This is a genomic window from Marinobacter alkalisoli, assembly GCF_045449855.1.
Taxonomy (GTDB): domain Bacteria; phylum Pseudomonadota; class Gammaproteobacteria; order Pseudomonadales; family Oleiphilaceae; genus Marinobacter.
In genome coordinates this window covers 62,991-86,885 of sequence record NZ_JBJJLC010000025.1, presented here as the reverse complement: position 1 = coordinate 86,885, position 23,895 = coordinate 62,991, and the positions used below count along the sequence as shown (strand labels likewise).

Genomic DNA, 23,895 nt, shown 5'->3' with positions numbered 1-23,895 from the left:
GTGATCGGTTTGTCTGTGGGAAACCCTGTTCAGGTGGGAACCGAGGCTCTGACTTTGGCGTGTATTGATGTTGCCCGCGCGATGGGGTTGGGGTAAAACGCCACCCGGCTACATGACGTCCGCCGCCACTGATGGCGACGGTGTGACCTGCAGTGAAATCTACCAGGCCTTTGATACCTACCAGCAGGACAAACAGTCCGCCCAGTCATTGCAGCAGTTGGCGGCCCTGGTAAACCCGACTGCTGGCTCCATGGCTCAAAAGGGCGTCAGTTCCGCTGAGGGTTATTACGAACAGATCGAGGCCAGCGCCAACATTGCGCTTGCGGTCCGTGGCTGCCAGCCAGTGGGGTAACGATCTTTATTTTTCACTCACCACCTGCTGAAAGGGGGCATTGATGGATTTGCCGGGCTTTTGTTAAGAGGAGCCAGGGCGTCCCATCAATTTCCTCTTAACTCACGCCATTATTATTTTATATATTTGTTATAGAGTTGGTTGTATCTTCCTGTATTTTTAATGTGCTTCAATCCTTCGTCGAAATCCTTTGCCAGTTGTTCACTCCTGAAAGCTGCTTGAAAGTAAGTCTTTCCTGAAAAAATAGAATGATAAATAACCTTAGGGGTTGTGTTGTGTTCTTTTTCTAACTGTTTCCGGTACCATTCAAATATGGTTTTGTCAGTTACAATAACTTTGGCTCGATTCTTCCAAAACATTAAATTTTGACTTTCCTGGCTGTGGAGTTCTCTGTACAGTTTTTTGTATTCTTCAGGTGGGTTGGGTTGAAATGCACTTTCAAACTCAGGTCCAAGATCACGATAGGCATTTTGCCATGCCACAACGGATAGTCCAATTAGATCGGCTACTTCATTAATTTCCAGGCCGTCTCTGGCTTTAGTTATTGCATAATTCTGAAAATAAACAAATTCCTCTACATAATAAAGTCTGTCCCCCGGAACTTGACGAACTGTTGCGACTCCGTCAATCTCGTTTTCAACAATCAAGGCGCGTTGAAGTCGCCTGTTGGGAAAGTGAAGCACTTTCATATTGTGCCCTTTATATTCTAATGCTTCCCGAAATATATCAATCTCCAGACCAGTTTTGGTTTTTCCGATTACAAAAGGGGGTTTGTCTTGACCAAATGCAATGGTTAATTCATCTGACCAACTTTGAGCGGAGAAGGTTAAAATCATGCCGATTACTACTATGAGTAAATTTATTCTGTTAATTTTATTTTGTGTATAACTTTGAATCTTCATGATTTTGCTCATTAAAAAACACTATATGCATGGATGCCTGTTTGTGAACCTTCCCTAGAGGCGATCGCGACTATCCATGCTGTCTTAATGCACCTTCAACATGCCTCAACTATTTACTGTTAACTGAAACTATAAGTATAGGTATCCCCTCCAATACCGCCAGTAGTTGAAGCCGGTGTTCTCGGCTACCGGGCGCTCTGGCCCGGGTCGCCGACCAGGCTTATCTCAACAGCCAGCCGAGATACAGAGGGAAGGATTCTCAACCCACATACCGGTAACGCGGCGTCGTGCAGTGCTCAGCTTCCTGAAGTTTGGGCTACATGTGTAGTAACTACGTAGGTATATACCGCAAGCCCCCTGCGTAGTTTCGCTCCCGAAATTGGTTAGTTAAGCGGATAAAAAATCACCTCCCTGCCTGTCACTCTGTTAGTCATGCTCACAACGAGCATGGCTCATAAGGCCATCATTCCTAAAACAACCACAACAGGAATTACGCAATGAAAAAAGTCGTAAAGGCTGCTGCGATTGCCGCAGTGGTGTCCTCTGTACTCTTCGCTTCTTTTACTCACGCTGCAGAGAAGGTGTATAGGCTCAAGCTAGCTGAGACCTGGGGTCCCAATTTCCCGATCTTCGGTGATGCGCCACGCAACATGGCTGCCATGGCGGAAAAAATGTCCAACGGCCGGCTTAAGATCACCATCGACTCTTCCAACAAGCACAAGGCACCGTTTGGGGTTTTCGACATGGTGCGCGCGGGTCAGTATGACATGGGACACTCAGCGTCCTACTACTGGAAAGGCAAGGTCGCCAATACCCTGTACTTCACCACCATGCCCTTTGGCATGATCGCCCCGGAACAGTACGCCTGGTTCTACTATGGCGATGGCATGGAGTTGATGCAGAAGGTGTATGAGCCGTTCAACCTGCTGTCATTCCCCGGCGGAAATACCGGTAACCAGATGGGCGGATGGTTCCGTAAGGAGATTAACTCGCTGGAGGATCTCCAGGGCCTGAAAATGCGTATTCCCGGATTCGCCGGTGAGGTCTTTGCCAAGCTGGGTGTGAAACCCACCAACATTCCGCCCGGTGAACTCTATACCTCAATTGAGCGTGGCACCATTGATGCGTTGGAGTGGGTTGGTCCTTCCCTGGATCTGCGCATGGGTTTCCCCCAGGTAGCGGAGTACTACTACACCGGTTGGCATGAACCCGCCACGGAGCTGCAGTTCCTGGTGAACAAACGCACTTTCGACAAGTTGCCCGCCGATCTGCAGGAAATCCTGACGGTGGCCATGAAAACGGCCGCCTACGATATGTATAGCCAGTCCACGCACGAGAGTGCCAAGAACTGGGATACCATCACCAAAGACTACCCCGACGTGAAAGTCCGCACCTTCCCCGAAGAAGTGATCGAGGCCATGCGTAAAGCCAACGATGAGTTGGTTGCGGAGAAGTCAGCGGAAGATCCCCTGGCCAGGGAAATCATCGAATCCCAACTGGCTTACCTCAAGAAAGCCCGCAAGTGGATTGAAATCTCCGACGAGGCCTACCTCAACAGCATATCTGCCGTTGAGTAACCCACACCGATTGTAATCACTATGCAGCGTCACTGTTCGGTGGCGCTCGTCTCAGATCGAGCTGAAGTTAACTAACTGTTGTAAGACGGGAGTACCCCATATGCGTGGGTTGGTTAAAACTGATGAATTTCTCGGAGGCCTGTCCAACATGTGTGGCCATATCGCGACGGTTGCCATGCTGTTGATGCTGGTGAACGTGGCTTTCGATGTCATGATGCGATATGCCTTCAATGATGTGTCCGTCGGGTTGCAGGAGCTGGAATGGCACCTGTATTCCGTCACTTTTCTGTTGGGCGTCCCCTTTGCCATGCGGCGGGACGGCCATGTGCGTGTCGATATTATTTATGAGGCCCGCAGGGATCGCACCAAGGCCGTGATCAACATGGCCGGTGTTGTGTTGTTCGTTCTGCCGTTCTGTCTTTTGATTGCCTATTACGGTTATGGCTTTACGTCTGATGCCTACCAGATGGGTGAGGGCAGTGGTGATCCCGGAGGATTGCCCCACCGCTGGATTATTAAGTCCGTGGTTCCCCTTGCCGCGGGACTGACCTGCATCAGTGGCCTGGCAATGTTTACTCAGGCGTTGCGGGTACTGTTGCTGGGCGAGACATATTCCACTGAACACAAGGAGAGCCTGGCATGATCGGTATTGTTATGTTTGTCGTGGCCCTGCTGATGTTGATGTGGGGCTTCCCGGTTGCCTTTACCTTTGGTGGTGTAGCATTGGCTTTCGGCTTGTTCGCCGAAGGCATGGACCTGTTCGCCTTCATGCCGTTCCGAATCATGAGCATCATGGAAAATACCGTGATGATGGCGATTCCCCTGTTCATCTTCATGGGAGTGGTGCTACAGAAAACCAATTTGGCCCAGCAACTGCTGGAGTCCATGGGCAGGCTGTTTGGTGGCCTTCCTGGTGGCCTGGCGATTTCCACCATCCTGGTCGGTGCCCTGCTGGCGGCTTCGACCGGCGTGGTCGGTGCCAGTGTTGTGGCGATGGGCCTGATCTCACTGCCGGTCATGCTGAATTACGGCTATGACAAGAAACTGAGCTGCGGCACGATTTGCGCGTCTGGCACTTTGGGGCAGATTATTCCGCCTTCAATCATTCTTATCATCCTTGGGGACGTCATCGGTATACCCGTCGGCGAATTGTTCAGGGCTGCCGTGGTGCCAGGACTTGTCCTGATCGGGTTGTATGTTGCCTTTATTCTGGGGGCTACCTTTCTGAAGCCGGAGCTGGCTCCTCCCATGAAGTCTGTAGAACATGATCGTGCCAAGGAAATCCGGGATGCCCTGATGGCAGTGATTCCACCGCTGGCGCTGATTCTCGTGGTCCTGGGGTCCATCTTCGCGGGTATTGCCACCCCCACGGAATCCTCTGCATTGGGTGGTGTCGGGGCCATCGTTCTGGCACTGCTCTACCGTCAGTTCTCCTGGAAAATGATTTGGGACAGCGCCCAGGAGACGGTCGTGGTGACTGCCATGGTGTTTGCCATCCTGCTGGGGGCCACGGCGTTTTCGATGACCTTCAGCTATACCGGTGGTGATGCCCTGGTTGAGGAATGGATGCTGTCTCTTCCCGGTGAGAAATGGGGATTCCTGATCCTCTCGATGCTGTTCATCCTGGTGTTGGGCTTCTTTATCGATTTCGTGGAAATTTCCTTCATTATTGTGCCCATCCTGGCGCCGGTAGCGGAGGCCATGGGGATCAACATGACCTGGTTTGCCATCCTGATTGCCATGAACCTGCAAACCAGTTTCCTGACGCCTCCTTTCGGATTCAGCCTGTTTTATCTGAAGGGGGTCGCACCACCGGGTGTACGCACCATCGACATCTATCGTGGGGTAATACCTTTCATTGTTCTCCAGGTACTTGTCGTGATCACGCTGATGATATTTCCCGAGCTGTTTGGAATGTCGTAAATTAGGGGTGGTTTGCGGGCATGGAGAGCACTCCCTTTCTGTGCCCGCTCTTTTTCCTGTGTCAGTTGAGGGATTTCACTGATTTAGTTTTGTCACCGGTGCTTATGGCAGGCTGCCGCTGACTAATGGTAATTGTCATGACATTAAGAACAAAATTGATACTGCTTGCCCTGGTTCCATTGCTGGTGGTCACCGGTATTTTTTCCGCGGTGACCTTGCATCAGGGGGACATGCTGACCAAACGGGAACTGCATATTTTTGAGCAGAACCTGCGGCGATCCAAGGAAACGGCGTTGAAAGACTACGTTTCCATCATGCGTACCGCTATCGACTTTATCCGACAAAACACCTCCAACGAGGATGAAGCCCGCGCCAGGGTTGTGGCCTTGATGCAGGAGGCATCCTTCAGTGATGACGGCTACTTTTACGCCTACACCAAAGACGGGCTGAACCTGGTTCACGCCGCGCAACCGGGCCTGGTCGGGCAAGATTTATATGATTTTCAGGACCGTAGCGGCAATTACCTGGTCCGGAATCTGTTACGGATAGCCGAAAATGGCGGCGGGTATTACCAGTATTTGTGGCAACAGCCTTCCACGGGCGAGGAAGTGGATAAAGTCGGCTATGTCGAACAGATTGCAGACTGGGAATGGATGTTTGGCACTGGGTTGTATATCGATGATATTGCCACCGAGATGCGGTTGATCGAAGCTGGGGTGGACGCCAACGTCAAACAGACCTTGCTGGCCATCCTGGTGGCGCTGGTCGTCTCGATAGGTGTCGTCGTGTCCGCGGCGGTTCTGTTTAACGTGCGCGAGCATCGCCTGGCGGACCAGAACCTTAAAGAGCTAAGCCATAAGACGGTACAGCACCAGGAGGAGGAACGCCGCCGGGTCTCCAGGGAATTGCATGACGGCATCAACCAACTGCTGGTTTCGGTAAAGTACCGGCTGGAAACGGCCATGACCAACATTCCCGCTGCTGAATCCGCTGCCCACGAATCATTGGTGAAAGGCGGAGAAGTATTGAACCGGGCGATACAGGAAGTGCGGCGCATTTCCCATGACTTACGCCCCAGTGTGCTGGATGACCTGGGATTGCTGGCAGCGCTCAACCAGTTATTGGATGACTTTGGCGAACGTAGCGGCATCGCCATGGACGTTGATATTCAGCCTTCACAGAGTGATATTTCGGAGGAAGTGGCCACCACGTTGTATCGCATTGTCCAGGAGGCGCTGTCCAACATCGAAAAACACGCCCGGGCCACCAAGTTGACATTGAGTTTGCAAGAAGACGCGGAAGGTCTGTTTTTGTGTGTTTCCGACAACGGTGTGGGAATTGGTGAAAAGGACGCTTACGCCAGGCGAGGCATAGGATTGCGTAATATGCGCGAGCGTGTAGAGTTTTTGGGCGGAGAGTTTGAGGTATCTTCCCGGCCAGGCAACGGAACCCGGATTATGGCCTCGTTCAAACAGTTCCAGGCATCGTCGAAATAACAGGGATAAGCCTGAGGCCGTAGTAACCCTGACGGTAACAGTCCTATGAGCACATCAGAATCTGTAGTGAAAGTCATGCTGGTCGATGACCACATCCTGGTACTGGAAGGTATCAGGGCACGGCTGGAACAGGAAAAGGGGATCGAAGTCGTTGGTCAGGCCACCGACGGTCTGGAAGCGCTCGAACGGGTGAAAGACCTGAAGCCGGACGTTGTCATGATGGACGTCAGCATGCCCAACATGAACGGTATTGAAACGACGAAGATTTTTCAGGAGCGCTATCCCGACCTGAAGGTCCTTATCCTCAGCATGCACGACAACCGGGAATATATTTCCCAACTGATGTTTCATGGTGCCAAGGGGTACATCCTGAAGGACGTATCCGTTGAGGAAATGGTTCGTGCCATTCGTACCGTGGCCGATGGCGCCACTTATATCTGCCGGGCGGCGACCGAAACGTTGTTTCGTCATGGGGAAACAACGGATCCGGTGGTGAGCAAACTGACCCGGCGCGAGGAGGCCATTCTTGCCAGGGTGGCCAAAGGGCTCAGCAGCAAAGCCATATCCAATGAACTGAATATCAGCGTGAGAACCGTTGAGAGCCATCGGCAGAACATCAAAACCAAGCTGCATTTAAATACTACAGCAGAGCTGACCAAGTATGCCTATGATCAGAAACTGATCTGATTAACGCACCCGGTCGGTCTTCAGGTATTGCCCCGACCGCAGGCCCACCGCGAGGTTTTGGTGTGACGCTTCCGTTTCTTTTGGGAGCAGGTCAGCGACGGTCTTCATTTCTGTGAGTAACTCCTGCTCGGTTGCGGTCATTTTTTCCCGCGCAAAGTCACTGATCTCCAGTCCCGGCACGATCTGGTAGCGACCGTAGTCGCAGCGCACCGGGAAGGAATAGACGATTCCCTTTGCGATACCGTAGCTGCCGTCGCTGACGATGGCCATACTGACCCAGTCATTCTCGTCGGTGCCATTGATCCAGTCGTGCATGTGGTTGATGACAGCCTGGGCGGCGGAGGCCGCGCTGGAACGCCCGCGGGCCTCGATGATGGCTCCGCCACGTTTCTGGATCTTCTGGATAAAGTGATCGCGATACCAGCTCTCATCCACCTGCGACATCGCCGGCTCACCGTAGATGGTGGTGTGGCTCAGGTCGGGGAACTGGGTGGTGGAGTGGTTACCCCAGATTGTGATGCGGCGAATGTCCTTGGGGTTGGCGCCGGTGTGGTTGGCCAGGATGCCCCGGGCGCGGTTGTGATCCAGTCGGGTGAGGGCGGTGAATTGCGCTGGCGACAGGTTCGGGGCGTTGCGGCTGGCGCACAGTGCGTTGGTGTTGGCGGGATTGCCCACTACCAGTACTTTCACGTCCCGGTTGGCGAATTGATTGATGGCGTGGCCCTGGCTGGCAAAGGCCGGAGCGTTGACGGCAATCAGTTCGCTGCGCTCCATACCCGGTCCACGGGGCTTGGCGCCGAGTAGCAGCACATAGTGGGCGCCGACAACACCTTCTTCAAACTTGTCGTACAGGCTGATGCTGTGCAGCAATGGGAAGGCGCAGTCTTCCAGTTCCATGGCTATGCCGCGCAACGCGCCCATGGCTTCGGGCACCTCAATGAGCTGTAGGATGACGGGCTGATCCTGGCCGATCATATCGCCGGTGGCGATCTTGAACAGCAGGGAGTAGCACACGCTACCGGCGGCACCGGTGATCGCGATTCTGACGGGACGTTTCATGGAGACCTCCCTTATGCATATGGGCGTTCCATGTAAACTTTAGCACTGTGTGGTGGGAAATTCCTCCACAAACCAACGCCCACAAATCGGAGACGAGTAACGGTATGAGCAGGTCATCCACACCCCAACCGATATTCTGGCGAGATAGTCGGCTGCCCCATGTCGAACTTCGGGTCGTCGAGGATGGTCGCAAGGTGTGCTACGCGCCACATACCCACACCCAGTGGTCGATGGGCGCCATTACTGCCGGGCAGAGTACGTTTGTCTATGTGGATCGACACTACCGTGTCAGTGCCGGATCACTGGTATTTATGAACCCGGAATGGGTGCACAACTGCAACCCCATTGAAAATCAGCCCTGGGCCTACCTGATGCTGTATGTGGATGCGGAATGGCTGGCCAGGCTGCGGTTTCGTCTGGGGTTGATCGATGAGCCGGTCTGGCAGGACCTGGATTGCGATGTAAGCCGCTCGGAACCGTTGTTTTTGGGATTCCGGGCCCTGGCGGACTGCCTGCTGGATGAACAGGTACCGATACCGCAAAAACGGGACAGGACGGAAGCGTTTCTGTCTGAGGTGATGGTGACGGTTTCTGCGCCATCCGTGCAGCCTGACCGGCCATTCCCACCTGCGCCAGGTCCGGTTCAGGAGCTTGCCCGGTATCTCGATGACCATTGTGTCGATGAGTTGTCCCTTGAGTGGATGGCGGAACGTGTGGCGTTGTCGCCCTCGCACCTGGTGCGGGTGTTCCGCAAACACTTCGGGATGACGCCCCACGCTTATCAGATCAATCGCCGCATCCAGCTTGGGCAGCGCGCTCTGAAGCAAGGAGCTCCGATCGCCGATGCAGCCCTGGCGGCGGGGTTCTTTGATCAGCCTCACTTTCAGCGAGTATTCAAACGCCTGGTTGCTGCCACGCCGGGACAGTACGGTCGACCGCTAATCGAGAATCAGGTACAGGCAACTCGCCGCGAGCAGGACGGCGAGGGTGCGATTAACCGCACGCAAGAGTGAAGGACGCTGGATATGCTGGCGGAGGAAGCGCCCGGTCAGTACCCAGGTGGACAAAGACAGCCAGCAGATCGGTAGATACAGGGCGGCAAAGATCGTCAGTTGAAACAGATCGCCACCGGACGTATATGCGCCGATTCCGGAGGCAGAGGCCAGCCACGCCTTGGGGTTGAGCCACTGCATGAGGGCACCGGTCCAGAAGCCTGGCGCTTTGGCGGGTGTTTCATTGGTGATGGTTCCGTCATCCATGGCCAACCGGTAGCTCAGATAAAGCAGAAACGCGATACCGGCCCAGGTCAGCAGGCGTTCAAATCCCGGAATCCAGGCAAGTGCGGAATGCAGTCCGAGCCCGATGGCCAGGAAGAGGGCGATGAACCCCAGCGTGGCACCGGTAACGAACCACAACCCCCTGTGCAGGTGATAGCGGGTACCGCTGCTCAGGCACACAAGGTTGACCGGCCCCGGCGATATGGAGGCGGCCAGTGCAAAGGCGGACATGGGCAAAATCAGGGACAGGGTCACGGGTAGCTCCTTGTTGTACAGGTGGTGGGGAAGGAGTCTGACGGGCTGAAGCGCTCTGGTATTGCACAAAATTGCGCTGTCTCGATAAAAAATGGACCCCCATCCCGTTGCCTTGTCGATTTCATCACTCGCTGCCCGACTCATCAGTGATTAATCCGAACCCAAAGGAGAACACTGATGAGTAATCCCATCCCCGAAGGTCATGAAGGCCTGATTCCCCACCTGATCTGCGACCCATGTCCCGAGGCCATTGAGTTCTACAAGAACGCCTTTGGCGCAGAGGAATTGAACCGTGTTGTCCAGCCGGGGACCGGCAAGATTATGCACGCGGCCCTGCGTATCGATGGCCGTGTGCTGTTCCTTTGCGATGATTTTCCCGAGTTCTGTGTAGAGGGACAATCGAACTCGCCCAAGGCCCTGGGGGGCTCGCCGGTGACCATTCACCGTTACGTCACAGACTGCGATGCTGCGCTCAGTCAGGCCGAAAAGGCCGGTGCTTCGGTCATCATGCCGCCGGACGATATGTTCTGGGGCGATCGCTATGGTGTGGTTGCAGATCCCTTTGGACATCGCTGGTCGCTGGCTACGCATATCCGCGAGGTCAGTGAGGAAGAAATGGGAGAGGCCATGGCGCAGATGACGCCTGCCCAGTAACGCAGGCAGTCAGGGGGAGGTTCTCGCCCTCACCCTGACTGTCCGGTCCCGGCTGGATCAGGAAAGGTGGTGTACCTCCTCCATGCCATACACTGGTGTTGCCAGGCCTTCTTTGCGCGCTTTCAATTGCAGCGCCAGGTATAGCGAGTAGTGGCGTGACTGGTGCAGGTTGCCGCCATGGAACCAGAGCGCTTCCTGCCGGGTAGGTTTCCACATGTTGCGTAACTCACCTTCCCAGGGCCCGGGGTCTTTGGTGGTGTCGGAACCCATGCCCCAGCATTTGCCCACCTTGTCGGCCACTTCCTGGGAGATGATGCGCGCCGCCCAGCCATTCATGGAACCAAACCCGGTGGCGTAGACAATCAGGTCGGCGGGCAGTTCCGTGCCATCGGTTAGGGTGACGGAGCGGGAATTGATGCGTTCAATAGTGACGCCGCTCTTGAGCTTGATCTCTCCCTGAGCGACGAGTTCCGAAGCGCCGACATCAATGTAGTACCCGGAACCGCGGCGCAGGTACTTCATGAACAGGCCTGAACCATCGTCACCGAAGTCCAGCATGAAGCCGGCCTTTTCCAGTCGCTGGTAGAAATCCGCGTCCTGCTTGGCCACCTGCTGGTATACCGGGATGTGCATGTCCGGCATGATCCTGAAGGGCACGGAGGCGAACGTCAGATCCGCTTTCTCGGTGGTCATGCCGTTCTGGAGCGCTTCCTCGGAATAGAGGGGGCCGAGGACCAGATCCATCAGCGTGTCGGACTTGATGATGTGGGTGGATGAGCGCTGGATCATGGTGACGTCGGCATTGTTTTCCCAGAGCGCGGCGCAGATGTCATGGGCGGAGTTGTTGGCACCCAGAACCACGCACTTCTTCCCTTTGTAGGCCTCGCCCCCGGGGTGTTTGCTGGAGTGGTGCTGTTCGCCCTCGAAGGTATCCATCCCGGGAATGTCCGGAATGTTGGGAATGCCGGACATACCAGTGGCCAGCACCAGTTGTTTGGGGCGAAGGGTGACTTTCTCGCCCTCGCGGATCACATCGACAACCCATTCCTTCGTTTGCTCATCAAAGCGGGCGCCCGTGCATTCCGTGGAGCTCCAGTAATTCAGTTCCATGATTCGGGTGTACATCTCCAGCCAGTCGCCGATTTTGTCCTTGGGGGCGAAGACCGGCCAGTGGTCCGGGAATGGCAGGTAAGGCATGTGGTCGTACCACACCGGATCGTGCAGGCAGAGGGACTTGTAACGGTTGCGCCAGGAGTCGCCTGCTTTGGGGTTGCGCTCGATCACGATGGTCGGCACATCCAGCTGACGCAGTCGCGCCGCCAGGCCAATACCACCTTGACCACCGCCGATAATGACGCAGTAGGGCTGGCGGCTATAACCCAGCTCCCGTTCTTCCTCCTGGCGGGCCTCCAGCCAGGTCTTGCGGGATTTGCTGGCACCATGCTGTGCCCCCTTGGGACGCAGGAACTTGCGTTTCTCCGGAAAATCCCTCAGCTCCTGCATGGTGGTCAGCAGGGTCCAGGCCTTGCCGTTGCGTAAACGGATCAGGCCCTTGCCCAATGCGTCCCCGGTTTCGAAGGTAATCCAGGCCTCGGTCACGCCATCCTGCTCGGCGGCCTCTCCCTCCACTTGCCAGTTCCGGGGGCGCGCCCGCTCGGCGGTATGTTTCAGCATGTCGCGGATGGCGTCCCGACCTTCCACGGTCTTGATATTCCAGGTCATGGCGACGAGGTCTCGCCAGAAGCCGTTTTCTTCAAACTGGTCGGCGGCCCGGGCGGGGTCGCCCGATTGCAGGATTTCGTCGAAGCCGTCGAGCCATAACCGGACGCGTTGTGTCGGGGTGGTCTGTGTCTCAGTCATCGTAATTCTCCAGTGTTGCCTTGTTCTTGTTAGTGGGTGCCGGTGGCGCCCCGTGAGGGAAGGAAGCCTTCAGAAGCGGTAGAGCAGGGTGTGTGCCAATTTGTTCATGGACCACTGGTTATTGTTGCAGCTGACTGGTTTCGAAGAGAAAAAAGAGAGAGGGATGCCAGTCAGTGAGGAGTGATAACGCCTGAAAGGGCACGTCGCCGGCATTACACCTGTAACATTCAGGAGGCCCGGGGCGTGACAGGTGTAACGGCGAAAAGGGTACCAAGGGAGGATGTCGCTACCGGGAAGGTACGTCTATGCTGGTCAGACAGTGCAGCAGTATCTCTCACGGACCATAACAACAAGATCAGAGTGATGCAGGAGCCTGGCATGACCATGCAACTCGCGCAGCGGCGCCATATCGATACCATCCTGAGCTATGCCGATGACGGCTCTTCGGTTGATCTGCCTCCGGGCACGGAGATCATCGCCCGTTCGTGGAAACGCTGTATCGAGGAATACGGCCTTGACCCGAGCCGCCCACGCAGCGCCCGGATCGTTACCCACCAGACACTGCGGGAGCACCAGGATTCCGTGGACGAATTCCTGAACGTCGCCAGGGCGGGGGTGGAGCAACTCTATGCCAGTATTGCCAACCTCGGCTATGTACTGCTGTTGACCGACCATCGGGGGATTACCGTGCAGTACCTGGGCGACCGGCGTTACGATCAGCGTTTGCGCAAGGCCGGGCTGTACCTGGGGGCGGACTGGAGTGAGCAGTACGCCGGAACCTGCGCGGTGGGTACCTGCATTCAGGAGCAGCAGGCGCTGACCTGTCACCGGGTGGATCACTTTGACGCCACCCACATCAGCCTCACATGCACCTCGGCGCCGATTCGTGATCCGTTCGGCAACCTGCTGGCGGTGCTTGATATTTCCGCGCTGGATTCGCCGGATGCCCGCAACAGCCAGACCTTTGCCCTGCACCTGACCCAACTGTATGCCCGGATGATTGAAGATGCCTACTTCCTCCGGCGCTACCGCAACCAGGTAATTTTCCGGTGTGACTCGTCGCGCGAGTTTGTGCAGGTTAATGGCCAGCAGTTGTTTGCGATTGACGGTGACGGTCGGATAGAGGCGGCCAACAGTGCGGCACGTCAACTGATGGACCGTTCCCGGTCTGGTGAAAGCGCCGAACAGTGCCCCGATCTTATGACGCTGTTCGATTGCGATCTCCGGGATATCTGGAGCATTCCCTACGACCGGGACGATCAGGTCAAAGCCTTCCGCCACCGCAGCAGTGGCGAGACCTACTTTGCCGCCCTGATCCAGCCAGGGACCCGGACGGTTACCTGCTCGACAGCAGATGTGGTCCCGACAGAAGAGCGGGTGCCGCAACTGGATGCGCTGGCCGCGGACGACCCGGTGATGCGTCGCACCCTTGGCCTGGCCAAACGGTTACGCAACCGCGATGTCGGTCTGCTGATCCTCGGCGAGACCGGCACCGGCAAGGAGGTGCTGGCCCGTGCGATCCATGGCGCCAGTCACCGCTCCAGGCGATCCTTCGTAGCGGTGAACTGCGCAGCGATTCCCGAGTCATTGATTGAGAGCGAACTGTTTGGGTACGCCCCCGGTGCCTTTACCGGGGCGCGGGCCAGGGGCATGCGCGGGCTGATCCAACAGGCGGACGGTGGAACCCTGTTCCTGGATGAGATCGGTGACATGCCTCTGCAATTACAGACCCGACTGCTGCGGGTGTTGGCAGAAGGTGAAATCTTGCCCGTAGGGGCTGATAGCCCGGTCAAGGTTAACTGTCGTGTGATCGCCGCTACACACCAGGATCTGGGACGCCTGATAGAGCAGGGGCATTTCCGTGCTGATCTGTATTACCGCCTGAATGGCGCGACCCTCCGTTTGCCATCCCTGAGTCAGAGAGCAGATCGTCAGCATGTGATCAACCGGGTGCTGGCGAATCTGATTGAGCAGGAGCAACTACCTTATGTGCGTATCCGCGCAGATGCCATGAGTGCGCTGCTTGCCTGTGACTGGCCGGGTAACATTCGTCAGTTGGTCAATGCACTGACGTTTGCAGAAGCCACCTGCGATCACAGTGAGATTACGGTGAACGACCTGCCGGAAGAATGCCTGGGTGAACAAGCCGCACCCATGGCTCATGGTGCGCCACGGGCGTTGCGACAGGATAACAGCCCATTACTGACAGCGCTGGAGGACCACCAGTGGAACGTGACCGAGGTGGCGCGTGCTTTCGAGGTGTCGCGTCCCACCATATACCGGTGGATGCAGCAACAGGGGATTGTTCAGCCGCGGTTTCTGGGCCGGAGATAATTCAGGCTACAAGGTGGGGGTGGCCGGGTAATGCTGATGATTATATCCGGCTGATTCTGGATACGTAATCGTCTAATGCCATCTCTTGATCTGAACTACCCTGTTATCCACATACACTGCGTTGCTGACAGGGGTGACGGAGATGAACAAGGTTGATTGGCGCATCAAGGGATTGGAGTTCGTAAACTGTAACTGTGAGGTGGGCTGTCCTTGCCAGTTCATGGGCCGGCCGACTCAAGGGAACTGCAAGGCGTTTGCTGCGGTGAGAATTGAGGAAGGTTTTTTTGGCGATACCCGTCTGGATGGTTTGTCTTTTGCCATGACTCTGCAGTGGCCCGGAGCCATTCATGAGGGTAACGGCCAGGCTCAGGCTTTTGTCGATGAGCGGGCGACACCTGAGCAGCGCGAGGCTCTCATGTCGATCCTGTCTGGTGAGACATCCGAGCCCGGGGCCACGTTTTTCAACGTGTTTGCCAGTACGTTGACGAAAATGCACGACCCGGTGTTCTGTCCGATTCAGGTGGACTGTGACGTTGAGCGCCGTCGTGCCAGTGTCCGGGTGGCGGACATGATTGACGCGTCCGGGGAGCCCATTCTCAATCCGATTTCAGGTGAGGAGGAAAGGGCACGTATCGACTTGCCTGGCGGTTTTGAGTATGCCGTGGCGGAAGTGGCCCGTGGTCGCACCAGTGCCCATGCTGGCATCCCCCTGGAACTGGATGCCAGCCATTGCCATATGGCTCATCTGGATATTGGCCCGAGAGGCGTTCATCGGTAATGGATCGGGGCGGTGGCTCCGGGCTACAGCCCCGCGTCCTTGATGTTCTCCATCACCACAAAGGTGCTGGTTTGCAGCACGTGTGGCAGGGCGGAGATCTGTTCCCCCAATACCTGCCGGTATTCCGCCATGTTCCGCGTGCGCACCTTCAACAGGTAGTCAAAATTGCCGGCGATCATGTGGCACTGCTCCACGGCGGAGATCTGCTTCACTGCGGTGTTGAATGCAGTCAGTGACTGGCTGCTGGTGTCGTGCAGTGTGACCTGCGCGAAGGCGACATGGCTCTGGCCGAGTTTGGTCTGGTTGACCAATGCGGTATAGCCGGTGATGTAACCCTGTTCTTCCAGGCGACGCATGCGAACCTGGCAGGGTGTTTTCGATAGCCCAACCCGTGAGGCAAGCTCGGTAACGGTGATTCGGGCGTGTTTCTGAAGTTCACGAATGATGGCGTGATCGATTCTGTCCAATTCGACCATAACTTTATTTCCTGGCTGGATGAGCGACTATATCAATGGCCAAATATAATCAAAATACCTGTATTTTAAAACTATATAGGCAAAGAGCCTTTCGGGACTTCAGTATACTGGAGCCCTGAGCATTCCCTATACCCAGCTGAAAGTACCCGGAGACGCCCATGCCACAGTCCCGCCCTTCACAACAACAAACCTTGCTGGAACAACTTGCTGATGCCCTTCAGGATCAGGAGTCGGATCCCCAGGGCACGAGAAATCTGCGAGAAATCGTTGCGAAGATGATGACCGAATCCCAGTCCTGGGACGATGATCTGCACGCACAGTTGGTTGAATCGCTTGGTGAGGCGTCCGGTGGTCTGTGTGCACAGATGTTCAGTGGCGGTTTCCCTTCGGCCTATCGGGCACGTTTCCCTGTGGCGGAAGCCATTGGCGACATTCACCAGATCCAGTCCATCGCCGTCAGTTCCGATGTCCCCATGCGCTTTTACCAGCTTGCAGAGCCATCAGCGGGGAAAGAACCATCAGCAGGCAAAGGGCCATCCGCGGAGAGAAGGCGATCAACCGATCAACAGCCATCGTCCGACGGAGAACTCAACTTCAAGCTCTACAGCCAGGGCAACCCGGTTATTCTCTCGGACGTCATCCCTATCCTGGAGAATCTGGGAATGCGGGTGCTGGGTGAGCATCCGTATCGGGTTCAGCGGCGGGACGGGGAACATTTCGGCGTCAGTGACTTTACTGTGGAGTGCCATTCCCGTTGCCGTGACGCCGACCTGGAAAAGGCCAAGCCCCTGTTGCAGGAGGCGTTCCGTGAAATCTGGAATGGTTTTGCGGAAAATGACGACTTCAACCAGCTCATCATGGCCGCAGGGCTGGGGTGGCGCGAAGTGGCGCTGCTGAGGGCGTATTCCCGGTATATCAAGCAGATACGTTTTGGCTTCAGCCAACCGTTTATTGCCGACACCCTGGCGCGTCACCTGAACATTACGTCAATGCTTGTGGTCTACTTCAACGCGCGTTTTGATCCGGACATCCCGGCGGAGACCCGGGACGTGATGGCCGGGCGCATTGAGCACGATATCCTCGGCGCCCTGGAAGCCGTGGAGAGTCTGGACGATGACCGTATCCTCAGGCGGTTCTATGTGCTGATCAAGGCTACGTTGAGAACCAACTACTATCAGCGCCAGCAAGGTGGCCAGATCAAAGGCTACCTGTCATTCAAGCTTGACTCGGGTGCGATTCCCGATATCCCCAAACCCTGCCCGCGCTTTGAGGTGTTTGTGTATTCGCCACGCGTGGAAGGTGTTCATCTCCGGGCGGGCCCGGTCGCCAGGGGCGGTCTGCGCTGGTCTGATCGAGTGGAGGATTACCGCACCGAAATCCTGGGGCTGGTCAAGGCCCAGCAGGTCAAGAATTCGGTCATCGTGCCGGTTGGCGCCAAAGGTGGCTTTATCGTCAAGCAGCCGCCGCGAGACGGTTCCCGGGAGGATCAGCGGGCGGAGGGCATTGCCTGTTACCAGACCTTTATCCGGGGGCTGCTGGATCTGACGGACAACCTGGAGGGTGGCGTGGTTGTCCCGCCGGCCGATGTGGTTCGGCATGATAGCGACGACACCTACCTGGTGGTCGCCGCTGATAAAGGCACCGCGACCTTTTCCGACATCGCCAACCGGTTGTCGCAGGAATACGGTTTCTGGCTGGGCGATGCGTTTGCCTCCGGTGGTAGCGAGGGCTACGACCACAAGAAGATGGGGATTACCGCGCGCGGTGCCTGGGAATCGGTGAAACGCCATTTTCTTGAGCAGGGTCTGGATACCCAGAAGGACGAGTTTACCGTGGTTGGCATCGGGGATATGGCCGGCGATGTTTTCGGTAACGGCATGCTGTTGTCTGACCGTATTCGCCTTGTGGGTGCGTTCAACCACCAGCATATTTTCATCGACCCGGAGCCGGACGCCAGCGCTTCCTTTGCCGAACGCCAGCGCCTGTTCCAGTTGCCCGGATCGACCTGGGCCGACTACGACACCCAGCTGATCAGTGAAGGCGGCGGTGTGTTTCCCCGCTCCATGAAATCGATTCCGCTGTCACCGCAGGTGCGCGCCGTGCTCAATCTGGAGGCCACCCGGTTATCTCCCAATGAGTTGATCAGCGCCCTGCTCAGGGCTCCGGTGGACATGCTGTGGAATGGGGGTATCGGCACCTACGTGAAGGCCAGGGAAGAGTCCCACGAAGACGTGGGTGATAAATCCAATGACGGGTTAAGGATCAACTGCGACCAGTTGCACTGCAAGGTGCTGGGGGAGGGAGGCAACCTTGGGGTAACCCAGCTTGCCCGCATCGGTTTTGCCCGCGCTGGCGGGGCGGCCAACAGCGACTTTATCGATAATGCCGGTGGGGTTGATTGCTCGGACCATGAGGTCAATATCAAGATCCTGCTCAACGATCTGATCCAGCAGGGGCGGCTCACCCTGGACGAACGCAACCGGATGCTGCGGGCCATGACGCCCGAGGTGGCTGACCTGGTGCTGAGAAATAATTACCGGCAGGCCATGGCGTTGAGCCTGGCCCAGAGTGGTGTTGTGGCCTCGACAGACGAATATGAGCGCCTGATGCGGCGTCTGGAGGCTGAAGGCAGGCTGGACCGGGCACTCGAATTTCTGCCCGACGATGAAGAGCTCCAGGCCCGGCGTGAGCGTGCGGCCGGGTTTACCCGGCCGGAGCTTTCTGTGCTTGTTTCTTTTGCCAAGATCGAGCTCAAGCAGGCGCTGATCACCGCGCCCATTGTGCACGATGACCGCTTTGCCGGTGCGCTCCATTCCGCCTTTCCGGCGTCGTTGCTGGAGGCTTTTCCCGAAGCCATAGACGCGCATCCGCTGCGTGCCGAGATCTCCGCAACCCAGATTGCCAATGACATCGTCAATCGCATGGGTATTACCTGGGTAGACAAAATTCGCACTGCGACCGGGGTCGATTGTGGTCGTCTGGCAGCTGCCTACCTGATCTCCCTGCGAATCCATGGCGTAGATGCCAAATGGTCTAGTATTGAAGCAATGGACGGTAAAGTCAGCGCACAGATCCAGGCCGAGATGTTCGCGGATGTCATTCGCCTGGTGACGCGGAGTACCCGCTGGTTATTGCAGAACCGCTGGCATGGCCTGGACCCTGACAGCTGCGTGGGCCGCTATCAGGAGCCCCTGGCGGAGGTGTTGGCGTCGCGGGAACGGTTGGCGACGGTGATCCCGGAAAGCCGTTGGCAGGAACGTTATGAGGAGTACCATAGGGAAGAGGTGCCGGAGCATCTTGCAGCCTATTGCGCTTCCGCCGAGAGTCGGTATTGGCTGATGGATATGATCGAGATATCCCGCCAGCTGGATCAGGACCTGGAGTCCGTGGCATGGGTGTACTTCCGGTTGGGCGAAAGCCTGAACCTGACCTGGCTGGACCGGCAGATGCGTATTTTCCGGGCCAATGGCCATTGGCAGGTGTTGGCAACGATACACTACCGGGATGAGCTTGATCAGAAACTGCGGGATCTTACATCCAGCGTGTTTTCCGCAGAGACCGAAGATGCTGCCGGGGAACGTTCGCCGGAGCAGTTACTGGAGGTCTGGCGCGCGGACAAGCAGCCTTTGCTGGGGCGCTGGAAACGGATGCTGGGGGATATGCAGGCCGCCAACGAGATCGATTGCGCGGTGTTCTCAGTCGCTCACGGTGTGCTTCGGGAACTGGCTTCTAAAGCCTGATGGTCGGGGTTCGTTTGGGCGTTCTGTCTAAATATTAATTATTTGATGGTAAATTAATAAAAATACAGATAACAAAAAAGACAAAATATCATGCCGGCACGGTTTTAACAGAGAAACAGCCTTTGTTGATACCGGTAGAATGCGAGGCAGATAAACAACTAAGAGGGTACAACTATGAGATCGCAGCAGTCAGTGACTCCCGCACTTATCGATAGCAGGCAGGCCATTCGTGACTACTACCTGGCTGACGAATACCAGGTGATTCGTGAGTTGATTGCTGGTGCTCAGTTGTCCCAGGCGGAGCGGGACGCCATCTCCGCCCGCGCCGCCGACCTGGTGCGCGGGGTCCGCAAGAACGCCAAGTCCACCATCATGGAAAAATTCCTGGCGGAATACGGTCTCACCACCAAAGAGGGCGTTGCCCTGATGTGTCTGGCGGAAGCGTTGCTGCGCGTGCCGGACAACATGACCATCCATGAACTCATTGAAGACAAGGTTACCTCCGGCGCCTGGGGCGCCCATATTGGCAAGGCTTCCTCACCGCTGATCAATACCGCCACGGTCGCTCTGCTGATGACCAGCAACCTGCTCAGGGATTCCGAGCGCCACACCGTTGGCGACACTCTGCGCAAGCTGCTCAAGCGTTTTGGTGAGCCGGTGGTTCGCACCGTGGCCGGTCAGGCGATGAAGGAAATGGGCCGCCAGTTCGTCCTGGGGCGTGACATCGACGAAGCCCAGGACGAAGCCAAAGAGTATATGGCCAAGGGCTACACCTATTCCTACGACATGCTTGGTGAAGCGGCCCGCACCGATGATGACGCCAAGCGCTATTTCGATGCTTACTCGAACGCTATCGACAGCATCGCCAAAGCCTGCGAAGGCGATGTGCGCAAGAATCCGGGGATTTCCGTAAAACTCTCCGCTTTGCTGGCCCGTTACGAGTACGGCAACAAAGAGCGGGTCATGGACGAGTTGCTGCCCCGCGCCCGCATTCTGGTGCGGAAGGCTGCCGCGGCTAACATGGGCTTTAATATTGATGCCGAGGAGCAGGATCGCCTGGATCTGTCCCTGGATGTGATCGAAGCGCTGGTGTCTGATCCTGAGCTGGCCGGCTGGGACGGTTTCGGCGTGGTGGTTCAGGCCTACGGCAAGCGTGCGGCGTTTACGCTGGACTGGCTCTACGGGCTGGCCGAGAAATACGATCGCCGTTTCATGGTTCGCCTGGTCAAGGGCGCCTACTGGGATGCGGAAATCAAGCGTGCCCAGGTAATGGGCCTGAACGGCTTCCCGGTCTTCACCCGTAAGGCATGCAGCGATGTGTCTTTCGTCTCCTGCGCCACCAAGTTGCTGAACATGGCGGATCGGATCTACCCGCAGTTCGCCACCCATAACGCCCATTCGGTCTCTTCGATACTTGAGCTGGCGCAGGCCAAGGGCGTGGATAGCTACGAATTCCAACGCCTGCACGGCATGGGCGAGTCCCTGCACGATGAGGTTCTGAAAGCGAGTGGCGTTCCGTGCCGTATTTACGCGCCGGTCGGTCCCCACAAGGATCTGCTCGCCTATCTGGTCCGCCGCCTGCTTGAGAATGGCGCCAACAGTTCGTTTGTGAACCAGATTGTCGATACCAGCATCACGCCGGAAGAAATCGCCAAGGATCCGATCCTCAGCGTGGAGGAAATGGGCAGCACGATCTCCAGCAAGGCGATCGTGCATCCGTTCAAGTTGTTCGGGGAGCATCGCCGCAACTCCAAGGGCTGGGACATTACTGATCCGGTGACTGTCGCTGAAATCGACAAAGGTCGTGACGCCTACCGGGATCACCGCTGGAAGGCAGGTCCGGTGATTGCCGGCGAGGTGGCCGGTACCGAGGTCCAGGTTGTGCGCAATCCGGCCAATCCGGACGATCTGGTCGGGCATGTGACCCAGGCTTCCGATGCGGACGTGGACACGGCTATTACCGCTGCTGCAGCAGGTTTCAGTAGCTGGTCCGAAACACCCGTTGAAGAGCGGGCTGCATTAGTGCGCAAGGTGGGTGATCTTTATGAAGAGCATGCATACGAGCTGTTCGCGCTGACCACCCGTGAGGCGGGCAAGTCCCTGTTGGACGCGGTTGCCGAGATCCGCGAAGCGGTGGACTTCGCCCAGTATTACGCCAATGAGGCGATCCGCTATAAAGACAGTGGCGCTGCCCGCGGCGTGATGTGCTGTATCTCGCCGTGGAACTTCCCGCTGGCCATCTTCACCGGCCAGATTCTGGCCAACCTCGCAGCGGGTAACACTGTGGTTGCCAAGCCCGCAGAGCAGACGTCTCTGCTGGCGGCGCGAGCGGTGGAACTGATGCATGAAGCCGGCATACCCCGCGACGTCATTCAACTGTTGCCCGGCACGGGCGCGACCGTGGGTGCCGCGCTGACGGCTGATTCGCGGGTGGCCGGCGTGTGCTTTACCGGCTCCACGGCAACGGCCCAGAGCATCAACAAGATGATGACGGAAACCATGGCTCCGGATGCGCCTCTGGTGGCAGAAACCGGCGGCCTCAACGCCATGATCGTGGATTCCACTGCACTGCCGGAGCAGGTGGTGCGGGATGTGCTGGCATCCTCCTTCCAGAGCGCGGGTCAGCGTTGTTCGGCGCTGCGTATGCTCTACGTGCAGAAAGACATCGCCGATAACCTGCTGGAGATGCTTTACGGCGCCATGGAGGAACTGGGCATTGGTGATCCATGGCTGTTGTCCACGGATGTGGGCCCGGTCATCGATGAGAACGCCCGTAAGAAAATCGTTGATCACTGCGACAAGTTTGAGCGCGATGGTCGCCTGCTGAAGAAACTCCCGGTTCCCGACAAGGGCCTGTTTGTCTCGCCGGCCGTGCTCAAGGTCAGCGGCATCGAGGAAATGGAAGAAGAAATCTTCGGCCCGGTACTGCATGTGGCCACCTTTGCGGCCAAGGATATCGACAAGGTGGTGGATGCCGTCAATGCCAGGGGCTATGGCCTGACATTCGGTATTCACAGCCGGGTTGACCGCCGCGTTGAGCGGATCTCAAGCCGGATCAAGGTGGGCAACACCTACGTCAACCGCAACCAGATTGGTGCCATCGTCGGCTCCCAGCCGTTTGGTGGTGAAGGCCTGTCCGGGACCGGTCCCAAGGCGGGTGGCCCGCAGTACGTTCGTCGCTTCCTGAAAGGGGCAACGGTTGAGCGCCCGGCGGACGCTGGCGCCAAGCCGGTTGATATCAAGAAGCTTGAAGGGCTGATTGGCAATCTGCGTGACATGAAAGCGCCGGCCCCGGAAGCCCGAATCGAGGCAATGAAGCCGATCTTCGGGGAAGTTCCAGAGCCGCTGGATGCCCATGCTGAAGAGCTGCCAGGCCCAACCGGCGAGCTCAACCGCCTGTCCAACCACGCCCGTGGCGTTGTTCTCTGTCTCGGTCCGGACAAGCAAACCGCACTGGAGCAGGCGACGATGGCGTTGTCTCAGGGCAATAAAGTGGTTGTGATCGCACCTGGAGTGGACGACACCGTAAACCGTGCCGCCGAGGCTGGCCTGCCTATCGTCGGAGCTGAAGGACTGCTGGAACCCGAGGCCCTGGCAATGGCACGGGGTTTCCAGGCGGTGGTGAGCTGTGCCGAACAGTCCCTGCTGGGGGAATACCGCCAGGCACTGGCGAAGCGTGACGGCGCGCTGTTGCCGTTGATCACGGAACATACCCTGGACCAGCGGTTTGTGATTGAGCGCCACCTGTGCGTGGATACCACCGCTGCCGGTGGTAACGCCAGCCTGATCGCTGCCTCCGAGTAAACGACCCCTGCCAATAGTGAGTCGTCCCAGGGAAGGGGCGGCTCACATTTCCTGACCGACCGCACCGATCGCTATCGCATGTCGTCCGACATCGTGGTATATCAGCAGCTTTGTTTTCCCATTTATTGTTCCGGAATCCGAAGACATGCCAAAAGCCAGTGAAATCAAGAAAAATTCAGCCGTCGAGTATGAGGGCAGGGCCTATTTCGTAAAGGACATCGAGCGCTCCGTTCCCCAGGGGCGTGCCGGTGGCAGCCTGTACCGCATGCGGATGTATGATGTGGTCAATGGAAACAAGATCGACGAAACCTTCAAGGACTCGGACATGCTGAACCTGGCCGACCTGGTTCGCAGACCGGCGACCTTTTCCTATTCCGATGGCGATGAATTCGTCTTCATGGACAGCGAAGACTTCACGCAGTACAGCCTGAACCGCGAGTCCATCGCCGAAGAACTGCTGTTTATCAGCGAGGACACCCAGGGACTGATGGTGATCCTGGTGAGCGACGCCCCGGTCGCGCTGGATCTGCCGCCGACGGTGGACCTGGAGATTCTGGAAACCGATCCTTCAGTCAAGGGCGGTTCGGCAACGGCGAGGACCAAACCAGCGACATTGTCGACGGGGCTGGTGATCCAGGTGCCCGAGCACATTTCCACCGGCGATAGAATCAAGGTGAATGTGGAGGAACGCCGGTTCCTGGGGCGTGCTTAATCTGATTTG

Annotated in this window: 18 protein-coding genes; 13 read left to right on the top strand and 5 right to left on the bottom strand. The window is 56.9% G+C overall.

Translation table 11 applies throughout. From position 1 onward, the window contains the following. The first annotated feature begins 67 nt into the window (after positions 1-67). The gene (locus ACJO5Y_RS10460; RefSeq protein WP_406987022.1) at positions 68-352 is read left to right on the top strand and encodes a hypothetical protein; all 285 of its coding nucleotides are present in this window, start codon (positions 68-70) and stop codon (positions 350-352) included. Between the two features lie 113 nt (positions 353-465). Here ACJO5Y_RS10460 and ACJO5Y_RS10455 read toward each other — a convergent pair whose 3' ends face one another. Continuing rightward, the gene (locus ACJO5Y_RS10455) at positions 466-1,254 is read right to left on the bottom strand and encodes a substrate-binding periplasmic protein (RefSeq protein WP_406987021.1); all 789 of its coding nucleotides are present in this window, start codon (positions 1,252-1,254) and stop codon (positions 466-468) included. A gap of 497 nt (positions 1,255-1,751) precedes the next feature. Here ACJO5Y_RS10455 and ACJO5Y_RS10450 point away from each other — a divergent pair, with 497 nt between their 5' ends. From ACJO5Y_RS10450 to ACJO5Y_RS10430, 5 genes are all read left to right on the top strand, one after another. After that, positions 1,752-2,831, top strand: coding sequence for a TRAP transporter substrate-binding protein (locus ACJO5Y_RS10450; RefSeq protein WP_406987019.1), 1,080 nt, complete (start codon positions 1,752-1,754; stop codon positions 2,829-2,831). 148 nt (positions 2,832-2,979) lie between these two features. Next, complete coding sequence (locus ACJO5Y_RS10445; protein WP_406987018.1) at positions 2,980-3,474, top strand: TRAP transporter small permease subunit; 495 nt, start codon at positions 2,980-2,982, stop codon at positions 3,472-3,474. Then, the gene (locus tag ACJO5Y_RS10440; protein ID WP_406987016.1) at positions 3,471-4,754 is read left to right on the top strand and encodes a TRAP transporter large permease; all 1,284 of its coding nucleotides are present in this window, start codon (positions 3,471-3,473) and stop codon (positions 4,752-4,754) included. The genes ACJO5Y_RS10445 and ACJO5Y_RS10440 overlap by 4 nt, the downstream gene beginning before the upstream one ends. Before the next feature lie 137 nt (positions 4,755-4,891). Next, positions 4,892-6,250 carry a cache domain-containing protein gene (locus ACJO5Y_RS10435; protein ID WP_406987015.1) on the top strand — a complete coding sequence of 453 codons (1,359 nt, stop codon included), beginning with the start codon at positions 4,892-4,894 and terminating at the stop codon, positions 6,248-6,250. A gap of 45 nt (positions 6,251-6,295) precedes the next feature. Next, a complete protein-coding gene (locus ACJO5Y_RS10430) occupies positions 6,296-6,937 on the top strand; it encodes a response regulator transcription factor (protein ID WP_406987013.1) in 642 nt (213 codons plus the stop codon). Here ACJO5Y_RS10430 and ACJO5Y_RS10425 read toward each other — a convergent pair whose 3' ends face one another. Beyond that, a complete protein-coding gene (locus tag ACJO5Y_RS10425) occupies positions 6,938-7,996 on the bottom strand; it encodes a malate dehydrogenase (RefSeq protein WP_406987012.1) in 1,059 nt (352 codons plus the stop codon). A gap of 104 nt (positions 7,997-8,100) precedes the next feature. Between ACJO5Y_RS10425 and ACJO5Y_RS10420 the strand changes: the two genes are divergently transcribed. Continuing rightward, entirely contained in the window at positions 8,101-9,009 is a 909-nt protein-coding gene (locus ACJO5Y_RS10420; RefSeq protein WP_406987011.1) for an AraC family transcriptional regulator, read from the top strand. Here ACJO5Y_RS10420 and ACJO5Y_RS10415 read toward each other — a convergent pair. Beyond that, on the bottom strand, positions 8,935-9,522 hold the full coding sequence (locus ACJO5Y_RS10415) for a LysE family translocator (RefSeq protein WP_406987306.1): 588 nt from the start codon (positions 9,520-9,522) through the stop codon (positions 8,935-8,937). The genes ACJO5Y_RS10420 and ACJO5Y_RS10415 overlap by 75 nt on opposite strands. A gap of 183 nt (positions 9,523-9,705) precedes the next feature. On the opposite strand from ACJO5Y_RS10415, the gene ACJO5Y_RS10410 reads away from it, so the two are divergent. Further along, a complete protein-coding gene (locus ACJO5Y_RS10410; protein ID WP_406987010.1) occupies positions 9,706-10,182 on the top strand; it encodes a VOC family protein in 477 nt (158 codons plus the stop codon). Positions 10,183-10,239: 57 nt separating this feature from the next. Here the strand turns inward: ACJO5Y_RS10410 and ACJO5Y_RS10405 are convergent, their stop codons facing one another. Beyond that, on the bottom strand, positions 10,240-12,042 hold the full coding sequence (locus tag ACJO5Y_RS10405; RefSeq protein WP_406987009.1) for an NAD(P)/FAD-dependent oxidoreductase: 1,803 nt from the start codon (positions 12,040-12,042) through the stop codon (positions 10,240-10,242). Positions 12,043-12,420: 378 nt separating this feature from the next. Between ACJO5Y_RS10405 and ACJO5Y_RS10400 the strand changes: the two genes are divergently transcribed. Together ACJO5Y_RS10400 and ACJO5Y_RS10395 are read left to right on the top strand one after the other, a co-directional pair. Beyond that, complete coding sequence (locus tag ACJO5Y_RS10400; protein ID WP_406987008.1) at positions 12,421-14,376, top strand: sigma-54-dependent Fis family transcriptional regulator; 1,956 nt, start codon at positions 12,421-12,423, stop codon at positions 14,374-14,376. Between the two features lie 142 nt (positions 14,377-14,518). Then, complete coding sequence (locus ACJO5Y_RS10395) at positions 14,519-15,154, top strand: DUF1326 domain-containing protein (RefSeq protein ID WP_406987006.1); 636 nt, start codon at positions 14,519-14,521, stop codon at positions 15,152-15,154. Between the two features lie 23 nt (positions 15,155-15,177). On the opposite strand, the gene ACJO5Y_RS10390 is transcribed toward ACJO5Y_RS10395, so the two are convergent. Next, entirely contained in the window at positions 15,178-15,630 is a 453-nt protein-coding gene (locus ACJO5Y_RS10390) for an Lrp/AsnC ligand binding domain-containing protein (RefSeq protein ID WP_406987004.1), read from the bottom strand. Positions 15,631-15,788: 158 nt separating this feature from the next. Here ACJO5Y_RS10390 and ACJO5Y_RS10385 point away from each other — a divergent pair, with 158 nt between their 5' ends. From ACJO5Y_RS10385 to efpL, 3 genes are all read left to right on the top strand, one after another. After that, the gene (locus ACJO5Y_RS10385; RefSeq protein ID WP_406987003.1) at positions 15,789-19,370 is read left to right on the top strand and encodes an NAD-glutamate dehydrogenase; all 3,582 of its coding nucleotides are present in this window, start codon (positions 15,789-15,791) and stop codon (positions 19,368-19,370) included. Between the two features lie 174 nt (positions 19,371-19,544). Continuing rightward, the gene (putA, locus tag ACJO5Y_RS10380; protein ID WP_406987002.1) at positions 19,545-23,174 is read left to right on the top strand and encodes a bifunctional proline dehydrogenase/L-glutamate gamma-semialdehyde dehydrogenase PutA; all 3,630 of its coding nucleotides are present in this window, start codon (positions 19,545-19,547) and stop codon (positions 23,172-23,174) included. A gap of 145 nt (positions 23,175-23,319) precedes the next feature. Further along, positions 23,320-23,886, top strand: a complete 567-nt coding sequence (efpL, locus tag ACJO5Y_RS10375) for an elongation factor P-like protein EfpL (protein WP_406987000.1) — start codon at positions 23,320-23,322, stop codon at positions 23,884-23,886. Positions 23,887-23,895: the final 9 nt, after the last annotated feature.

Bases quoted from the DNA above. Each gene is read 5' to 3' on its own strand.
- ACJO5Y_RS10460 (WP_406987022.1), top strand. From the start codon at position 68: ATGTTGCCCGCGCGATGGGGTTGGGGTAAAACGCCACCCGGCTACATG.
- ACJO5Y_RS10455 (WP_406987021.1), bottom strand. From the start codon at position 1,254: ATGAAGATTCAAAGTTATACACAAAATAAAATTAACAGAATAAATTTA.
- ACJO5Y_RS10450 (WP_406987019.1), top strand. From the start codon at position 1,752: ATGAAAAAAGTCGTAAAGGCTGCTGCGATTGCCGCAGTGGTGTCCTCT.
- ACJO5Y_RS10445 (WP_406987018.1), top strand. From the start codon at position 2,980: ATGTGTGGCCATATCGCGACGGTTGCCATGCTGTTGATGCTGGTGAAC.
- ACJO5Y_RS10440 (WP_406987016.1), top strand. From the start codon at position 3,471: ATGATCGGTATTGTTATGTTTGTCGTGGCCCTGCTGATGTTGATGTGG.
- ACJO5Y_RS10435 (WP_406987015.1), top strand. From the start codon at position 4,892: ATGACATTAAGAACAAAATTGATACTGCTTGCCCTGGTTCCATTGCTG.
- ACJO5Y_RS10430 (WP_406987013.1), top strand. From the start codon at position 6,296: ATGAGCACATCAGAATCTGTAGTGAAAGTCATGCTGGTCGATGACCAC.
- ACJO5Y_RS10425 (WP_406987012.1), bottom strand. From the start codon at position 7,996: ATGAAACGTCCCGTCAGAATCGCGATCACCGGTGCCGCCGGTAGCGTG.
- ACJO5Y_RS10420 (WP_406987011.1), top strand. From the start codon at position 8,101: ATGAGCAGGTCATCCACACCCCAACCGATATTCTGGCGAGATAGTCGG.
- ACJO5Y_RS10410 (WP_406987010.1), top strand. From the start codon at position 9,706: ATGAGTAATCCCATCCCCGAAGGTCATGAAGGCCTGATTCCCCACCTG.
- ACJO5Y_RS10405 (WP_406987009.1), bottom strand. From the start codon at position 12,042: ATGACTGAGACACAGACCACCCCGACACAACGCGTCCGGTTATGGCTC.
- ACJO5Y_RS10400 (WP_406987008.1), top strand. From the start codon at position 12,421: ATGACCATGCAACTCGCGCAGCGGCGCCATATCGATACCATCCTGAGC.
- ACJO5Y_RS10395 (WP_406987006.1), top strand. From the start codon at position 14,519: ATGAACAAGGTTGATTGGCGCATCAAGGGATTGGAGTTCGTAAACTGT.
- ACJO5Y_RS10390 (WP_406987004.1), bottom strand. From the start codon at position 15,630: ATGGTCGAATTGGACAGAATCGATCACGCCATCATTCGTGAACTTCAG.
- ACJO5Y_RS10385 (WP_406987003.1), top strand. From the start codon at position 15,789: ATGCCACAGTCCCGCCCTTCACAACAACAAACCTTGCTGGAACAACTT.
- putA (WP_406987002.1), top strand. From the start codon at position 19,545: ATGAGATCGCAGCAGTCAGTGACTCCCGCACTTATCGATAGCAGGCAG.
- efpL (WP_406987000.1), top strand. From the start codon at position 23,320: ATGCCAAAAGCCAGTGAAATCAAGAAAAATTCAGCCGTCGAGTATGAG.